At 64.5% G+C, this 14107-nt stretch carries 14 protein-coding genes; 4 read left to right on the top strand and 10 right to left on the bottom strand.

The genetic code is table 11. The features are described 5' to 3' along the window. The first annotated feature begins 47 nt into the window (after nucleotides 1-47). Nucleotides 48-1244, top strand: coding sequence for an MFS transporter (locus tag ACMGGK_RS20555; protein ID WP_420277160.1), 1197 nt, complete (start codon nucleotides 48-50; stop codon nucleotides 1242-1244). Between the two features lie 10 nt (nucleotides 1245-1254). On the opposite strand, the gene ACMGGK_RS20560 is transcribed toward ACMGGK_RS20555, so the two are convergent. Further along, entirely contained in the window at nucleotides 1255-2166 is a 912-nt protein-coding gene (locus tag ACMGGK_RS20560) for a LysR family transcriptional regulator (protein ID WP_116404120.1), read from the bottom strand. Between the two features lie 108 nt (nucleotides 2167-2274). Here ACMGGK_RS20560 and ACMGGK_RS20565 point away from each other — a divergent pair, with 108 nt between their 5' ends. Next, nucleotides 2275-3477, top strand: a complete 1203-nt coding sequence (locus ACMGGK_RS20565; protein ID WP_420277161.1) for an MFS transporter — start codon at nucleotides 2275-2277, stop codon at nucleotides 3475-3477. 1 nt (nucleotide 3478) lies between these two features. On the opposite strand, the gene fucP is transcribed toward ACMGGK_RS20565, so the two are convergent. The 7 genes from fucP to ACMGGK_RS20600 are packed head-to-tail and all read right to left on the bottom strand — an operon-like array spanning nucleotide 3479 to nucleotide 9640. Beyond that, a complete protein-coding gene (fucP, locus tag ACMGGK_RS20570; RefSeq protein WP_016929180.1) occupies nucleotides 3479-4708 on the bottom strand; it encodes an L-fucose:H+ symporter permease in 1230 nt (409 codons plus the stop codon). A 40-nt stretch (nucleotides 4709-4748) separates the two neighbouring features. After that, a complete protein-coding gene (locus ACMGGK_RS20575; RefSeq protein ID WP_015376547.1) occupies nucleotides 4749-5108 on the bottom strand; it encodes an L-rhamnose mutarotase in 360 nt (119 codons plus the stop codon). Beyond that, complete coding sequence (locus tag ACMGGK_RS20580) at nucleotides 5105-5881, bottom strand: SDR family oxidoreductase (protein WP_033638791.1); 777 nt, start codon at nucleotides 5879-5881, stop codon at nucleotides 5105-5107. Before ACMGGK_RS20580 ends, ACMGGK_RS20575 begins: the two co-directional genes overlap by 4 nt. Beyond that, entirely contained in the window at nucleotides 5859-6722 is an 864-nt protein-coding gene (locus tag ACMGGK_RS20585) for an amidohydrolase family protein (RefSeq protein WP_110146672.1), read from the bottom strand. Before ACMGGK_RS20585 ends, ACMGGK_RS20580 begins: the two co-directional genes overlap by 23 nt. A gap of 14 nt (nucleotides 6723-6736) precedes the next feature. Continuing rightward, the gene (locus ACMGGK_RS20590) at nucleotides 6737-8014 is read right to left on the bottom strand and encodes an L-fuconate dehydratase (protein ID WP_025305193.1); all 1278 of its coding nucleotides are present in this window, start codon (nucleotides 8012-8014) and stop codon (nucleotides 6737-6739) included. A gap of 14 nt (nucleotides 8015-8028) precedes the next feature. Further along, nucleotides 8029-8874: a fumarylacetoacetate hydrolase family protein gene (locus ACMGGK_RS20595; RefSeq protein WP_028127877.1), complete on the bottom strand. Its 846-nt coding sequence runs from the start codon at nucleotides 8872-8874 to the stop codon at nucleotides 8029-8031. Nucleotides 8875-8899: 25 nt separating this feature from the next. After that, on the bottom strand, nucleotides 8900-9640 hold the full coding sequence (locus ACMGGK_RS20600) for an SDR family oxidoreductase (RefSeq protein WP_049300735.1): 741 nt from the start codon (nucleotides 9638-9640) through the stop codon (nucleotides 8900-8902). Nucleotides 9641-9875: 235 nt separating this feature from the next. Here ACMGGK_RS20600 and ACMGGK_RS20605 point away from each other — a divergent pair, with 235 nt between their 5' ends. Together ACMGGK_RS20605 and ampH are read left to right on the top strand one after the other, a co-directional pair. Beyond that, complete coding sequence (locus ACMGGK_RS20605; RefSeq protein ID WP_004933150.1) at nucleotides 9876-10634, top strand: FadR/GntR family transcriptional regulator; 759 nt, start codon at nucleotides 9876-9878, stop codon at nucleotides 10632-10634. Between the two features lie 126 nt (nucleotides 10635-10760). Continuing rightward, entirely contained in the window at nucleotides 10761-11903 is a 1143-nt protein-coding gene (gene ampH / locus ACMGGK_RS20610; protein ID WP_015376541.1) for a D-alanyl-D-alanine-carboxypeptidase/endopeptidase AmpH, read from the top strand. A 33-nt stretch (nucleotides 11904-11936) separates the two neighbouring features. Here the strand turns inward: ampH and hpaC are convergent, their stop codons facing one another. Further along, complete coding sequence (gene hpaC, locus ACMGGK_RS20615; RefSeq protein WP_004933156.1) at nucleotides 11937-12452, bottom strand: 4-hydroxyphenylacetate 3-monooxygenase, reductase component; 516 nt, start codon at nucleotides 12450-12452, stop codon at nucleotides 11937-11939. A 16-nt stretch (nucleotides 12453-12468) separates the two neighbouring features. Next, nucleotides 12469-14031: a 4-hydroxyphenylacetate 3-monooxygenase, oxygenase component gene (gene hpaB, locus ACMGGK_RS20620; protein WP_420277162.1), complete on the bottom strand. Its 1563-nt coding sequence runs from the start codon at nucleotides 14029-14031 to the stop codon at nucleotides 12469-12471. Nucleotides 14032-14107 lie beyond the last annotated feature (76 nt).

Genomic DNA, 14107 nt, shown 5'->3' on the forward strand with positions numbered 1-14107 from the left:
TGGACATTGAGCGAATACCGAGCCGCCAACATTCCGGAGCCCTTTCCATGGCAAATCCTTATTTCAAACTGTTCAACGCCCCGGGCAGCAAGGCGTTTTCCTCTGCCGGGCTAATCGCGCGCCTGCCGGTCTCGATGACCGGCATCGGCATCATTACCATGCTCTCGCAGGTACGCGGCTCTTATTGGCTGGCGGGCGCGGTGGCAGCGACGTTCGCCTTTTCCATGGCGCTGCTTGCGCCGCAAATCGCGCGCGCGGCGGATCGTCACGGCCAAAGCCGCGTGTTGCCGTATGCCACCGGGATCAGCGCGATCGCCCTGCTGCTGCTGTTGCTCTGCACCCACTATCGGGCACCGGACTGGACTCTGTTTGTCTTCGCCGCGCTCGCGGGCGGCATGCCCAGCATCTCCGCGATGGTCAGGGCCCGCTGGAGCGAAATTTATCGCGGCACGCCACAGCTGCACACGGCATTTTCATTCGAGTCCGTATTGGACGAGGTGGCCTTTATCGTCGGCCCACCGATCGCCGTGGGGCTTAGCGTTTCACTCTTCCCAGAGGCCGGCCCTCTGGTAGCCGCCATACTTCTGGTGGCGGGCGTTGCGGCATTCGCCACGCAAAAAAGCACCCAGCCCCCGGTTTACGCCCACAATAACCAGCGGCAGCGCGCCATCCTGACCATGCCGTCGATGCAGATCCTGGTGCTGGCGCTGATCGCCCTCGGCACCATCGTCGGCACCGTGGACGTCATCAGCGTGGCCTTCGCCGAGCAGCAAGGGCAGCCGGCCGCCGCCAGCATCGTACTGTCGGTTTACGCGTTCGGCTCCTGCCTGGCCGGGCTGATTTTCGGCGCAATGAAAATCCCCGTCCCCTTGCCTCGTCTGTTCTTATACGCGGCGTTCGCCACCGCTTTCACCACCTTGCCGCTGCTGTGGCTGCACAATGTCTTAACGCTGGCGGCGGCGATGTTTGTCGCCGGATTGTTTTTTGCGCCGACCATGATCGTTGCCATGGGGCTGGTTGAAAACATCGTGCCGCCCTCCCGGCTGACGGAAGGATTGACCTGGATGGTCACCGGCCTGGGGATAGGCGTAGCGTTCGGCGCAGCCCTGGCGGGCCTGGCGATCGACGCTGCGGGGATAACGGCGGGCTTTGGCGTTACACTCACGGCCGGCCTGGTCGTACTGCTGGTGGCGGCCGGCGGCTATCGCCTAATGCGGCGAACGCTGGCCTTGAAAGCGGCGTGAATCGCCCGCGCTAGGCGCTTTCCCAAATCGCCTTGCCCTGCCAGCGCCGTTCGATCGCCGCCAGGAACAGTTTCACCTTGGGGGAGAGATGGCGCCGGCTGGGATAGACGGCGCAGATCGGCGGCCCAGGGCGACAATAGCGTTCCAGCACCGGCACCAGCGTGCCGGCCGCAATCTGCTCGCCGACCAGAAACGCCCCCACCTGACACAGACCGGCCCCGGCGACGGCGGCATCCCGCAAGGCCTCGACGTTGTTGAAACGCATCCGGCCGCGCACCGGCTGTTCGTGCAGTTGACCGTTAACCCGATAGCGCCAGGGCGCCGGCAGCCCCTGATGGCTGAAGACCAGCGTCTCGTGATCGCCCAACGCCTCCGGTTTCGCAGGCGCGCCGTGCCGCGCCAGATAATCCGGCGCCGCGCAGGTGATCAGGCGATGCGGCGCGAGCACCCGCCGCACCAGTCGGCTGTCGTCGCTGCCGCCGACCCGGATAGCTACGTCGATGCCGTCGCGCACCAGATCGCTGTAATCGTCGGAAAAGCTGACGTCGGCGTCCACCTCCGGCCACTGTGCCAAAAACTCCCGCAAAATCGGCAAAATGTGCAACCGCCCCAGCGAGACCGGCAGATCCAGCCGCAGCCGCCCGCGCGGGGTTTGCCGCCGCGTATTGAGCGCCGTTTCCGCCTCTTCGGCCTGCGACAGGATGCGCTGCGCATACTCGTAAAACACCGCGCCGTCTTCGGTCAGGCTGACGCTGCGCGTAGTGCGCTGCAGCAGCCGGGTCGCCAATCGCGCCTCCAATCGGTTCACGCATTTGCCCGCCGCCGATCGGGAGATGCCCAGTCTCTCGGCCGCCAGCGTGAAGCTGCAGGCGTCGGCGACGCGGATGAACACCAGCAGGTCAGTCAGATTATCCAACGGCATAGACGGTAAATTAGCCACGATTTGTCCCCAATGTTGCGCAATCAGGCCAGTTTATCAGCCATTTTGGCGCGGATACACTGAGGTTATTCATCTGTTGGGAGGATCCTTATGAGTGCCTTACACGCCGGCGGCGGCGCAAAGTCTTGGCTGGCGACCTTCGCCATCGGCCTGTCCACCTTTACCGTCGTCACCGCAGAAATGCTGCCCGTCGGGCTGCTGACTCCGATCGTCAATACTCTGAACGCGACGATCGGCCGCGCCGGGCTGCTGATTTCCCTGCCGGCCCTGTTCGCCGCGCTGTTTGCCCCGCTGGTGGTGCTGGGCGCCCGGCGCACGGATCGCCGCAGCCTGTTGGCGGGCTTTCTGCTGCTGCTGATCGCCGCTAACCTGCTGGCCGCCGCCGCCACCTCCCTGGCGCTGCTGTTCGCTGCGCGCATTCTGCTGGGCTTTTGCATCGGCGGTATCTGGGCCATCGCCGGCGGACTGGGGGAACGCCTGGTGCCGCCGGCCTCCGTCGGATTGGCCCTGTCCATCATCTTCGGCGGCGTAGCGGCGGCCTCGGTGTTCGGCGTGCCGCTCGGGGTATTCCTCGGCGAAGCGCTGGGCTGGCGCATGGCGTTTCTGGCGGTCGCCGTTCTGGCGGCGCTGACCCTGCTCCTGCTGGTGTGCGTGCTGCCGCCGCTGCCGGTCACGCAGGCGATCGGCTGGCGGTCGTTCACCGCGCAACGCGCGAATCGCCGGCTGCTGACCGGGCTGCTGCTGACGTTTCTGCTGGTCGCCGGCCACTTTATGGCTTACACCTTTGTCCGCCCGCTGCTGCAGACGGTCGCCGGCATCGAGAGCCGCTGGGTGGGGCCGCTGCTGTTCGCCTACGGCATCGCCGGCCTCGTCGGGAATTTTATCGCCGGCCAGGCCGCCGCCAAACGGCTGCGCCGCACCCTGGCGCTGATCGCCCTCGGGCTGGCGCTCGCCGTCCTGCTGCTGCCGCTGCTGGGCCACGCGCCGCTGAGCGGCGGCGCCTTCCTCCTGCTGTGGGGCATCGCCTACGGCGGCGTTTCCGTTGCGTTGATGGCGTGGATGCTCAAGGCGGCGCCCGATGCGGTCGAGGTCGCCTCTTCGCTGTATATCGCGCTGTTTAATCTGGCGATTTCCTGCGGTTCGCTGGCGGGCGGGCTGGTGGTGGACGCCGGAGGCCTGACGATAAACGGCGTGCTGTCCGGCATGGTGCTGCTGCTGGCGTTGGCGATCCTGATGCGAACCCGCCCGCAGACGCTGACAACGGCGGCGAAGGCCGATTCGCCGCCGGGTTGAATCAGCCGCGGCGCTGCCGCAGGCCGTAAACCAGCACCACCGCGAAGCACAGCAGCGGCAGCAGATAAGAGAGCGCGGTGCTGTAACGGTCGGCCAGCGCCCCCATAAAGTACGGCATGATGGCGCCGCCGACGATCGCCATGATCATGAACGAGCTGGCGCGCTTGGTGTGCTTGCCCAGATTTTTCACCCCCAGGGCGAAAATGGTCGGGAACATGATCGACATAAAGAAGAACACCGCGATCAGCGCCACCACCGATACGCCGTCGACGCTCAGCATCACCACGCCGCACAGCGCGATGTTGATCAGCGCATAGACCGCCAGCAGCGTCGCCGGTTTGACTCGCCCCATCAGCCAGGTGCTGAAGAAGCGCCCGACCATAAAGCAGATCATGGCGATCGACAGCAGGTAAGAGGCGCTCTGGTTAGACACCTCGCGCCAGTGCTCGGTGGCGTAGTTGATGAAGAACGCCCCGACGCCCACCTGCGCCGCCACGTAGAAGAACTGTGTGATAACCCCGCCGACGAAATGCGGATGCTGCCACAATCCCTGCGCTATCACGCCATGCACCGGCTTTTCCTCTTCGCGGATCGCCGGCAGCCGGGTGCGGCTGAACAACAGCGCGATCAGCAGCACCAGCGCGGCGATCGCCACATAGGTCATCTTCACCGCGCTCTGATCGCCGTCGCCGGCGGACTGACTGGCGGAGAAGAACAGCGTGCCGCCGATCAGCGGGCCGATAAACTGCCCGAGGCCGTTGAACGACTGCGCCAGGTTGAGCCGCCGTTCGGCGCCCTGCGCGTCGCCCAGCACCGTGGCGTACGGGTTGGCCGCCGTTTCCAGGCACCCCAGGCCGCTGGCGATGACGAACAGCGCGAACAGGAATACGCCGAAGCTGTTGGCCGACGCCGCCGGCACGAACAGCAACGCCCCCAGCGCGTACAGGCACAGCCCGACCAGAATGCCCGCCTTATAGCCCTTGCGATCCATAAAGTACCCGGCGGGCAGCGCCACCAGGAAGTAGGCGCCGAAGTAGGCCGCCTGCAGCAGCCCCGACTGCGCCTTGGTGACGTGCAACGTCTCCTGAAAATGTTTGTTCAATACGTCCAGCAGGCCATAGGACAGCCCCCACATGAAGAACAGGCTGGTGACCAGGATAAAGGCCCAGCGCAGATTGGCGGTCACGGGGACGCCCGGCTGCGCGGAGGCCGCACTTTTTTCAGCAAGCATGGTGATACCCTCGTATCGTCTGGCGATGATGATGTTGGCGTTATTGCTGTTGCAGAGAGAAAATCCGCGCCATTTCCACCCATTTTTCGCCCTGCGGCGTCCAGGGGGTGGCGGCCTGGTAGTGCCACATCAGCGCTTCCCATCGCTGTACTTCGGGGTTGTTCAGGCTGGCGGCGTCAAAGCGCGCGGCGTCGAAATCGGCGCTGACCTCCACGATCATGAACAGCCGGGTGCCCAACCGGTAAATTTCCATGTCCAGAATGCCGTGCTCGCGCAAATGCGCGGCGATGCCCGGCCAAATGCGCTGATGATGCTGCTGGTACTCCGCAATCAGCGCCGGTGAGTCAATCAGATCGAGCGCCTGGCAGAAACGGCGCCGCCCTGCCGCCGCGCCGCTCACGTCAGCGCCCGATCGAGATGCAGGTAGCCGCCGTCCACCGACAGCCACTGCCCGGTGGTATGCGATGACCGCGACGACAGCAGAAACGCCACGGTATCGGCGATCTCCTGCGGCGTGGTCATGCGCTGCCCGAGCGGAATGCGCGCGGTGATTTTCTCCATCTGCCGCTGCGGCTCGGCGAAGGTGTTGAGCCAGCGCTGGTACTGCGGGGTGATCACCTCCGCCGGCACCACCGCGTTCACCCGCACCCCGTCATGGCGCAGCGATACCGCCCATTCGCGCGTCAGCGCCAGCACCGCGCCCTTGGCGGCGGTGTAGCCGCTGGTGCCGCCCTGGCCGCTGAGCGCGGTCTTGGAGGCGATGTTGACGATAGCGCCCCGGCTCTCCCGCAGCGCCGCCTGGCACAGGTGCGCCATCAGGTAGTAGTGCACCAGGTTCTTTTCCAGCGAACCGACGAACGCTTCACGCCCCGCCTCCAGCCCGACGCCGTCATTGACCCCGGCGTTATTCACCAGTCCGTCGATGCGGCCGAAGGTCGCCAGCGTCTGGCTGACCGCGCGGCGGCAGGCCGCCTCATCGCACAATTCGGTGAGGATCACCTCGGTGCGCGGCTGCAGCCGCTGCAAATCGGCCAGCAGCGCCGCCTCCGGCGCGGCGTTGGTGACCAGCACCGGGATCGCCCCCTCTTCAGCCAGCACATGAGAAATCGCCGCGCCGATGCCGGCACCACCGCCGGTGACCAGCACCACCTTATCTTGCAGATACAAATCCATAACCAGACTCCGTTAAACCGTAAATTCGCCAGGCGGTGTCGCCCCAAATCGCCGCCTGCTCGGCAGCCCCCAGCGTCGACAGCGCCCGTTCGCACAGTTGCACCACCTGGCGGTAGTCGCCGGCCAGCAGGCACACCGGCCAGTCGGAGCCGAACATCAGCCGCTGCGGGCCGAACGCCTCCAGCGCGGCGTCGAAGAACGGCAGCAGTTCCTCCGCCCGCCACCGGCCGCCCGGCGCCTCGGTGATCAGGCCCGAAAGCTTGCAGGCCACGTGCGGCAGCGCCGCCAGCGGCCGGATTTGCTGCGCCCAGTGCCGCGCGCCGCGCGCGATGTCCGGCTTGCCGAGGTGATCCAGCACCAGCCAGTGCTCGTCATGGCGGGCGGCGAACGACGCCACGGCCGCCAGATGCCGATGCGTCACCAGGATCTCGTACACATACCCGGCGCGCTGCAGCGTTTGCATGCCACGTTCCACCTCCGGCCGCGCCAACCAGGCCGCCGGATCCGCTTCGTCCTGCACCTGATGACGCACCCCGCGCAGCGCAGCGCGCGGCCTCAGGGCCTCCAGACGCTGCGCCAGCTGCGGCGCGGCGATATCCAACCAGCCCACCACGCCGCATACGCCTTCGCTCCGTTCAGCCAGCGCCAGCAAGGCCAGCGTCTCTTCCTCGCTGGGGCGCGCCTGCACCGCCAGCGCGCCGTCGAAACCGTGTTCCTGCAACAGCGGCCGCAGCCGGGGCGGATCGAAATCCTGCCGCAGCACGCGCATCCGCTCGTCGATCCACGGGTAATGCTGCGGGTGGTAGCGCCAGTAGTGCTGGTGAGCGTCGATGCGCGGCATGCGATCCTCCCGCTTCACCCGCGGAACCGGTATTGCTCGATCGACGACGGATGCATCTCGATCGAGTAACCGGGCCGGCTCGGCGGCATGTAGGCCGCGCCGTTGATCACGCAGGGATCGACAAAGTGTTCATGCAAATGATCGACGTACTCGATCACCCGGCCTTCGTGGGTGCCGGCGATGCACAGGTAGTCGATCATCGACAGGTGCTGCACGTATTCGCACAGCCCGACGCCGCCGGCGTGCGGGCAGACCGGCAGCTGGTATTTGGCCGCCATCAGCATCACCGCCAGCACTTCGTTGACGCCGCCGAGACGGCAGGCGTCGATCTGCACCACGTCCACCGCACCGCGCATGATGAACTGTTTGAACATGATGCGGTTCTGGCACATCTCGCCGGTAGCCACCTTGACCGGCGCCACCCCTTCGCGGATGCGGCGATGCCCTTCGACGTCGTCCGGGCTGGTCGGCTCTTCGATAAACCAGGGTTTGGCGAACGCCAGATGTTTCACCCACGGAATGGCTTCATCGACTTCCCACACCTGGTTGGCGTCGATCATCAGCCGGCGATCCGGGCCGATCACCTCACGCGCGATGCGCACCCGGCGAATGTCGTCTTCCAGATCGCGCCCAACCTTCAGCTTCAGGTAGGAGAAACCGGCGTCGACCGCCTCCTGGCACAGGCGGCGCAGCTTGTCGTCCGGATAACCCAACCACCCTGCCGAAGTGGTGTAGCAGGGATACCCTTCCTGCAGCAGTCGTTCCAGGCGGCGTTCTTTGCCCTCGGCCCGCTGTTTCAGTAGCGCCAGCGCTTCCTGCGGCGTGATGCAGTCGGTGATGTAACGGAAGTCGATGCAGCGCACCAGCTCCTCCGGCGTCATCTCTGCCACCAGCCGCCACACCGGTTTGCCGACCGATTTGGCCCACAGATCCCACACCGCGTTGACCACCGCGCCGGTCGCCAGGTGAATGGCGCCTTTGTCCGGCCCGATCCAGCGCAGCTGGCTGTCGCTGGTGAAGCGCCGCCAGAAGGCGCCCATGTCGGCGGCGATCGTCTCCAGCCGCTCACCGACGATCTGATGTTCCAGCGCGCGGATCGCCGCGCAGCAGATCTCGTTGCCGCGGCCGATGGTGAACGTCAGTCCGTGGCCACTGAGATCCGCGCGATCGGTCTCCAAGATCACGTAGGCGGCGGAATAGTCGGGATCCGGATTCATGGCGTCGGATCCGTCCAGCCCCAGCGAGGTGGGGAAACGAATGTCTTCAACCCGCAGTGCGGTAATGGTGGTCATGGCGGCGCTCCCGGTTAAGCCTGTACGGTTTGCTGGCGCTGTTCGCCCAGCCCTTCAATGCCCAGACGCATCGTCTGGCCCGCCCGCAGGTAGATGGGCTGCGGTTTCTGCCCCATGCCGACGCCCGGCGGCGTGCCGGTGGAGATCACGTCGCCCGGCTGCAGGCTCATAAAGCGGCTGAGGTAGCTGACGATCTGCGGAATGCGGAAGATCATGGTGCTGGTGTTGCCGTCCTGATAGCGCTTGCCGTCCACCTCCAGCCACAAATTCAGGCTGTGCGGATCGGCGATCTCGTCGGCGGTCACCAGCCAGGGCCCGATCGGCCCGAAGGTGTCGCAGCCTTTGCCCTTGTCCCAGGTGCCGCCGCGCTCAATTTGATATTCGCGTTCTGAGACGTCGTTGATCACGCAATAACCGGCGACGTGGCGCATCGCATCCGCTTCGCTGATGTAGCGCCCGCCCAGGCCGATCACCACGCCCAGCTCCACTTCCCAGTCGGTTTTCTGCGAGCCGCGCGGGATCTCCACCCGGTCGTAGGGGCCGACCACCGCGCTGGTCCATTTGTTGAACACCACCGGTTCTTCAGGAATGGCCGCGCCGGTTTCCGCCGCGTGATCGGCGTAGTTCAGGCCGATGCAGATGAACTTGCCGATGCCGCCGACGCAGGCGCCGAGGCGCGGCTGCCCCTCGACCAGCGGTAATGCGGCGCTGTCCAGCGCTCGCAGTTTGGCGAGCGACGCCGGCGATAACGCGGCGCCGCCCACGTCGGCGATATGCTGCGACAGATCGCGCAGGCGGCCCTGCGCATCCAACATGCCGGGGCGCTCTTGCCCAGGTTGCCCATAACGTAAAAGTTTCATGCGTTCCTCTCTCAAAAATGGCGGATCAGTTGCTCCAGCCGCCGTCGATGATCTGCACCGTGCCGGTGGTGTACGAACTGGCGTCGGAGGCCAGATACAGCGCCAATTGGGCGATTTCCTCGGTGGTGCCGATGCGCCCGATCGGCTGGCGGGCGACGAACGCCTGATACACCTCTTGCTCGCTGCGCCCCTGTTCGCGCGCCTGCTCGGCGATGCGCTGGCGCAGCGACGGCGATTCCACCGTGCCGGGGCAAATGGCGTTGCAGCGGATGCCCTGGGTGACGTAATCCGCCGCCACCGAGCGCGTCAGGCCGATCACCGCCGCCTTGCTGGTGCTGTAGGCGAAGCGGTTCGGCACCCCTTTCACGCTCGAGGCCACCGAAGACATGTTGATGATCGAGCCTTTGCCGCGCGCCAACATGCCCGGCAGGAAGGCGCGGATCATGCGGAACATCGCGGTCACGTTGAGATCGAGCGCGAACGCCCACTGATCTTCGCTGCAATCGAGGATCGATCCGCTGTGCACTACGCCGGCGCAGTTGAACAACACGTCGATCGGGCCGATCGCTTCCGCCGCCGCCGCGATGGCGGCCGGATCGGTGACGTTCAGCGTCAGCGCGCGGATCCCGGCGCAGCCCTGCAGGCGCTCAAGGTTGATGTCGCTGGCGATCACGTCGGCGCCGGCGGCGGCGAACAGCCTGGCGGTGGTGAATCCGATCCCTTGCCCGGCGGCGGTGATCAGTACGCGTTTCCCGGTTAAATCCATCTTGACTCCTCGGCCTAAAGGTCTAATGGTCAGGCCACTAAGGGCGATTAAAGGTCAGGCCTCTAACATGACAAAAGACGCTTTACGCGTTATCGTTGGGGGAAGAAGTTAATAAAACAGCCTTGAAACCACATTTCAATTAACCATTTTTTTACACTTGAATAACGATTACTCAAGCGCCTTGTCGCATAATTGTGCGCCAAATCACTGAACGCCGAATCGTCTAAGGTCAAAAATGCCGATTACCCGACTGGAAAACCCAAGGATTTACAGGCAGATAGCCGATCAACTCAAACGTCTTATCGAGAACAACGAATTTCCGCCGGGCAGCCGCCTGCCCTCGGAGCGCGATCTCGCCCAGCAATTGCAGGTCAGCCGCGCATCGGTGCGCGAGGCGCTGATCGCGTTGGAAGTGATCGGCCTGGTGGACGTCAAGGTGGGCAACGGGGTGATCGTGCGTTCGCAAACGCCGCCGGCGGCGTCGCAGGAGTCGGTGATGGCCCAGGCCGGCCGCAACCAGTGGGCGGAGATCGACGACGAACTGAATATCGAGCTGGATTTCAACGCCGAGCTGCCGCCGTTTTCACTGCTGCAAACCCGCCTGCTGATCGAACCGGAGACCGCCGCGCTGGCCGCGCGCCACGCCACCGACGAGGAGCTGGCGGGCATCCGCGCCGCCTATGAGCAGAACTGCCGCGATAACCGCGCCGGCTCCGCTACCCACCCCGGCGATCGGCTGTTCCACATCCGCATCGCCCAGGCCAGCGGCAACCCGGCTTACGCGTTCATCATCGGCCATCTGCTCGGCCACCGCTACGGCAGCATGTTCCGCGTGCTGCAGCGCCACTATACGCCGGACGACATGCCGCACCGCTCCGAGCTGGAACACCGGGCGATCCTGGCGGCGATCGAAGCGCGCGATGTGCGCGGCGCCCGCAAGGCGATGAAGGCGCACCTGGACGAAGTGATCGCCATTTTCGCCCGCGCGCAGTAAGCCGCCGGCGGTTAAAAAATTTTATCGCCACCGCTCTTTTTTCTACATGCAGCGGGGGGGCGGGCGCATTACACTGGGCGATGGATTACGCCCTTTCCCGCTGCATTGTTAAATGGATAACGACCGTTGAAGAACTCTGTCTCCGCTTTATTGCTGGCGCTGGGCCTGTGCGCCGCGCCGCTGGCCGTGCAGGCCGCGCCCCCGCAGCTGGCTTCGCAAATCGTCGACCAGTATGCCGAACATATTTTCTACAACAGCGGCGCCACCGGCATGGCGCTGGTGGTGATCGACGGCAATCAGGTGGTTAACCGCAGCTTCGGCGACACCAAGCCCGGCAACAACCTGCGCCCGCGCCCGGATTCGCTGATCCGCATCGCCTCGATCACCAAGCTGATGACCAGTGAAGTGATGGTGAAAATGGCGGCGGCAGGCCAGGTCAAGCTGACCGACCCGCTGCGCAAGTACGCTCCCAAGGGCGCCTATGTGCCGTCTTACAACGCCGGCCAGCCGATCACGTTATTGAACCTGGCGACCCACACCAGCGCGCTGCCGCGCGAGCAGCCGGGCAAAAAGCCGCCGAAAACGCCGGTGTTCACCTGGCCGACCAAGGCTCAGCGCTGGCAATGGCTGGCGCATGCCAACGTCACGGTGCCGCCGGGCGTACGCGCCGCGTATTCCAACCTGGCGTACGATCTGCTGGCCGACGCGCTCTCGCGCGCCGCGGGCAAGCCTTACAGCGCGCTGCTGAAAGAGAAAATCACCGCGCCGCTCGGCATGGTCGACACCACGTTGACGCCGAGCCCCGAACAGTGCTCGCGCCTGATGGTGGCGGCGGCCGGCCCGAGCGCCTGTCGCGACACCACCGCCGCGGCCGGCAGCGGCGGCGTCTACTCCACCCCGCGCGACATGCAGCGCTGGATGCAGCAGTTCCTCTCCTCCAGCGCCAGCGGCCCCCGCAAAGCCACCGCCGCCAGCGAGCAAACCATGTACTTCCAGCGCCACGATCTGGTGTCGCTGAAGGGCATGGACGTGCCGGGACAAGCGGATGCATTGGGATTGGGCTGGGTGTATATGGCGCCGAAGGACGGGCTGCCGGGCATCATTCAGAAGACCGGCGGCGGCGGCGGATTCATTACCTACATGGCGATGATCCCGGCGAAAAACGTCGGGGTGTTCGTGGTGGTGACCCGTTCGGAGCTGAGCAAGTTCACCAACATGAGCGATCCGGTCAACCGCCTGGTGAGCGATCTGGCGGCCAACAAGAGTTGAGATGAGGGGCGCAGCCAACTGCGCCCCCACGCCTCAGGCCGGCACCGCCATCTGGTGGATCACCGAATGGAAGTTGCGCTTGAAGTAGATCAGGCCGTTGCCGGCTTCGCTCAGCGCGATCTGCTTGATCTGCACCAGGTACATCTGGTGAGTGCCGATGCTCTGGATCTGCTCGATCTCCCCTTCCAGGCTGGCCAGGGTATTGCGCAATACAGGCTGCCCCAACGCGCCAAGCTGCCACTCTTCCAGCCTGAAACGATCTTCCATGCTGACGCCGGTCATGCCGGCGAAGTGGCGCGCCATCAGTTCCTGTTCGTGGTTGAGCACGTTGACGCACAGCCTGCGATTTTCCTGAAATACCGGGTTCATCGCGCTGTTGCGGTTGATGCACACCAGCAGCGTCGGCGGCGTATCGGTTACCGAGCACACCGCCGTGGCGGTGATGCCGCAGCGCCCCGCCGGGCCGTCGGTGGTGACGATATTCACCGCCGCCGACAGGCTGGCCATCGCGTCGCGAAAGCGCAACCGCTGTTCATTTTCCTGAGACATACAACCTCCTCCTGAATTACTTCAGCAGATTATCCAACTGATTAATATCGTCATTGTTCCGCAGGTGCGGCACCTTCCAGCCGTGCTGATCGTAATCGGCCAGGCACTTGTCGACCATCTGCATCATGCGATCCATGTTGCCGGATCCCTGCGCGTGGCGCAGGCACTGCAGGCGGATCTCATCCTGGCTGCCGGCGTAGTTGATCTCATACAGCTCGTGACGGCCGCCGAATTCGCTGCCGATCGCATCCCACATCAGCTTGAGGATCTTGATGCGCTCGACGTGATCCATGCCGTCCGATCCGCGCACGTAGCGCGCCAGGTACTTGTCGATCTCCGGATTGTTCATGTCGCGCACGCTGGACGGCAGGTAGATCAGGCCGCTGGTGACGTTCTTCTCGATGATGTGTTTCACCTTGATGTAGGCCATCGGCGCCATCACGCGGTAGGTCTGCAGCGCGGCGGAATCCGGCAGGTAGGCACCGTTTTCCCATTGCGTGGCTTCGGCGCACATCGCGTCGCTCAGCGACCAGAACAGGTTGCGCCAGGCCACCACTTCGCCCAGATCGGCCTGCACGCCGCGGAACTCCAGCACGCCGGTACACGAGAGGCTCTTTTGCAGCAGCGCAGTGATGAAGTCCATCTTCACCGCCAGGCGCACGCAGGCCTGCAGCGGGAACAGCCGGGCGAAACCGCCCTGGGTGCTCCAGCGGCGACAGCGGTCGAAATCGCGGTAGATCAGCACGTTTTCCCACGGGATCAGCACATGATCCATGATCAGGATCGCATCGTTCTCGTCAAAGCGGCTGGTGAGCGGGTAGTCGAACGGCGATCCGGTGGCGCCAGCCACCAGCTCGTAGGAGGCGCGCGAAATCAGCTTCACCCCTTCGGCGTCCATCGGCGCCACGAACATCAGCGCGAAGTCCGGGTTATCGCCCATCACCTGCGCCGAACCGAAGCCGATGAAGTTGTAGTGGGTCAACGCCGAGTTGGTGGCCACCACTTTGGCGCCGCTGACGATGATGCCGGCGTCGGTCTCTTTCTCCACCTGAATGTAGACGTCCTTCACCTCGTTGACCGGCTTATGACGATCGATCGGCGGGTTGACGATAGCGTGGTTGAAATAGAGCCCGGTTTCCTGAATGCGTTTGTACCAGTGGCGCGCGTTGTCGGCGAACTGGCCGTAGAACTCCGGATAAGCGCCCAGCGCGCAGCCGAAGGCCGCCTTATAATCCGGCGTGCGCCCCATCCAGCCATAGCTTTGGCGCGACCAGTCGGCGATGGCGTCACGCTGCTGGCGCATCTCTTCCGGGCTGCGGGCATAGCGGAAGAACTTGTGGGTGTAACCGCCGTTGCCGGTGTCGGTATTCCAGCACAGGCGATCCTGGCTGGCCGGATCGTGCAGCGCGTCGTACAGCTGGCCGACCGAGGCCGCCGCATTGCGGAACGCCGGGTGAGTGGTGACGTCTTTCACGCGCTCGCCGTAAATGTAAATTTCACGGCTGTCCTGCAAACTTTTCAGGTATTCGGCGCCGGTGAACGGGCGTTTACTGTCGGCACGAAAGTCTTCTGGTTTCATCGGGTCTTCCTCGTAATCGGCATTTTTCAGGCCGTGGAGTCGGCCATTTGTTAAAATAATGTTTTCTTTTGGTTGC

The organism is Serratia sp. BNK-33-b, from assembly GCF_048684565.1.
GTDB lineage: Bacteria > Pseudomonadota > Gammaproteobacteria > Enterobacterales > Enterobacteriaceae > Serratia > Serratia marcescens.

Bases quoted from the DNA above. Each gene is read 5' to 3' on its own strand.
- ACMGGK_RS20560 (WP_116404120.1), bottom strand. From the start codon at position 2,166: ATGCCGTTGGATAATCTGACTGACCTGCTGGTGTTCATCCGCGTCGCC.
- ACMGGK_RS20590 (WP_025305193.1), bottom strand. From the start codon at position 8,014: ATGACCACCATTACCGCACTGCGGGTTGAAGACATTCGTTTCCCCACC.
- ACMGGK_RS20565 (WP_420277161.1), top strand. From the start codon at position 2,275: ATGAGTGCCTTACACGCCGGCGGCGGCGCAAAGTCTTGGCTGGCGACC.
- ACMGGK_RS20555 (WP_420277160.1), top strand. From the start codon at position 48: ATGGCAAATCCTTATTTCAAACTGTTCAACGCCCCGGGCAGCAAGGCG.
- fucP (WP_016929180.1), bottom strand. From the start codon at position 4,708: ATGCTTGCTGAAAAAAGTGCGGCCTCCGCGCAGCCGGGCGTCCCCGTG.
- ACMGGK_RS20585 (WP_110146672.1), bottom strand. From the start codon at position 6,722: ATGCCGCGCATCGACGCTCACCAGCACTACTGGCGCTACCACCCGCAG.
- ACMGGK_RS20595 (WP_028127877.1), bottom strand. From the start codon at position 8,874: ATGAAACTTTTACGTTATGGGCAACCTGGGCAAGAGCGCCCCGGCATG.
- hpaB (WP_420277162.1), bottom strand. From the start codon at position 14,031: ATGAAACCAGAAGACTTTCGTGCCGACAGTAAACGCCCGTTCACCGGC.
- hpaC (WP_004933156.1), bottom strand. From the start codon at position 12,452: ATGTCTCAGGAAAATGAACAGCGGTTGCGCTTTCGCGACGCGATGGCC.
- ACMGGK_RS20605 (WP_004933150.1), top strand. From the start codon at position 9,876: ATGCCGATTACCCGACTGGAAAACCCAAGGATTTACAGGCAGATAGCC.
- ACMGGK_RS20580 (WP_033638791.1), bottom strand. From the start codon at position 5,881: ATGGATTTGTATCTGCAAGATAAGGTGGTGCTGGTCACCGGCGGTGGT.
- ACMGGK_RS20600 (WP_049300735.1), bottom strand. From the start codon at position 9,640: ATGGATTTAACCGGGAAACGCGTACTGATCACCGCCGCCGGGCAAGGG.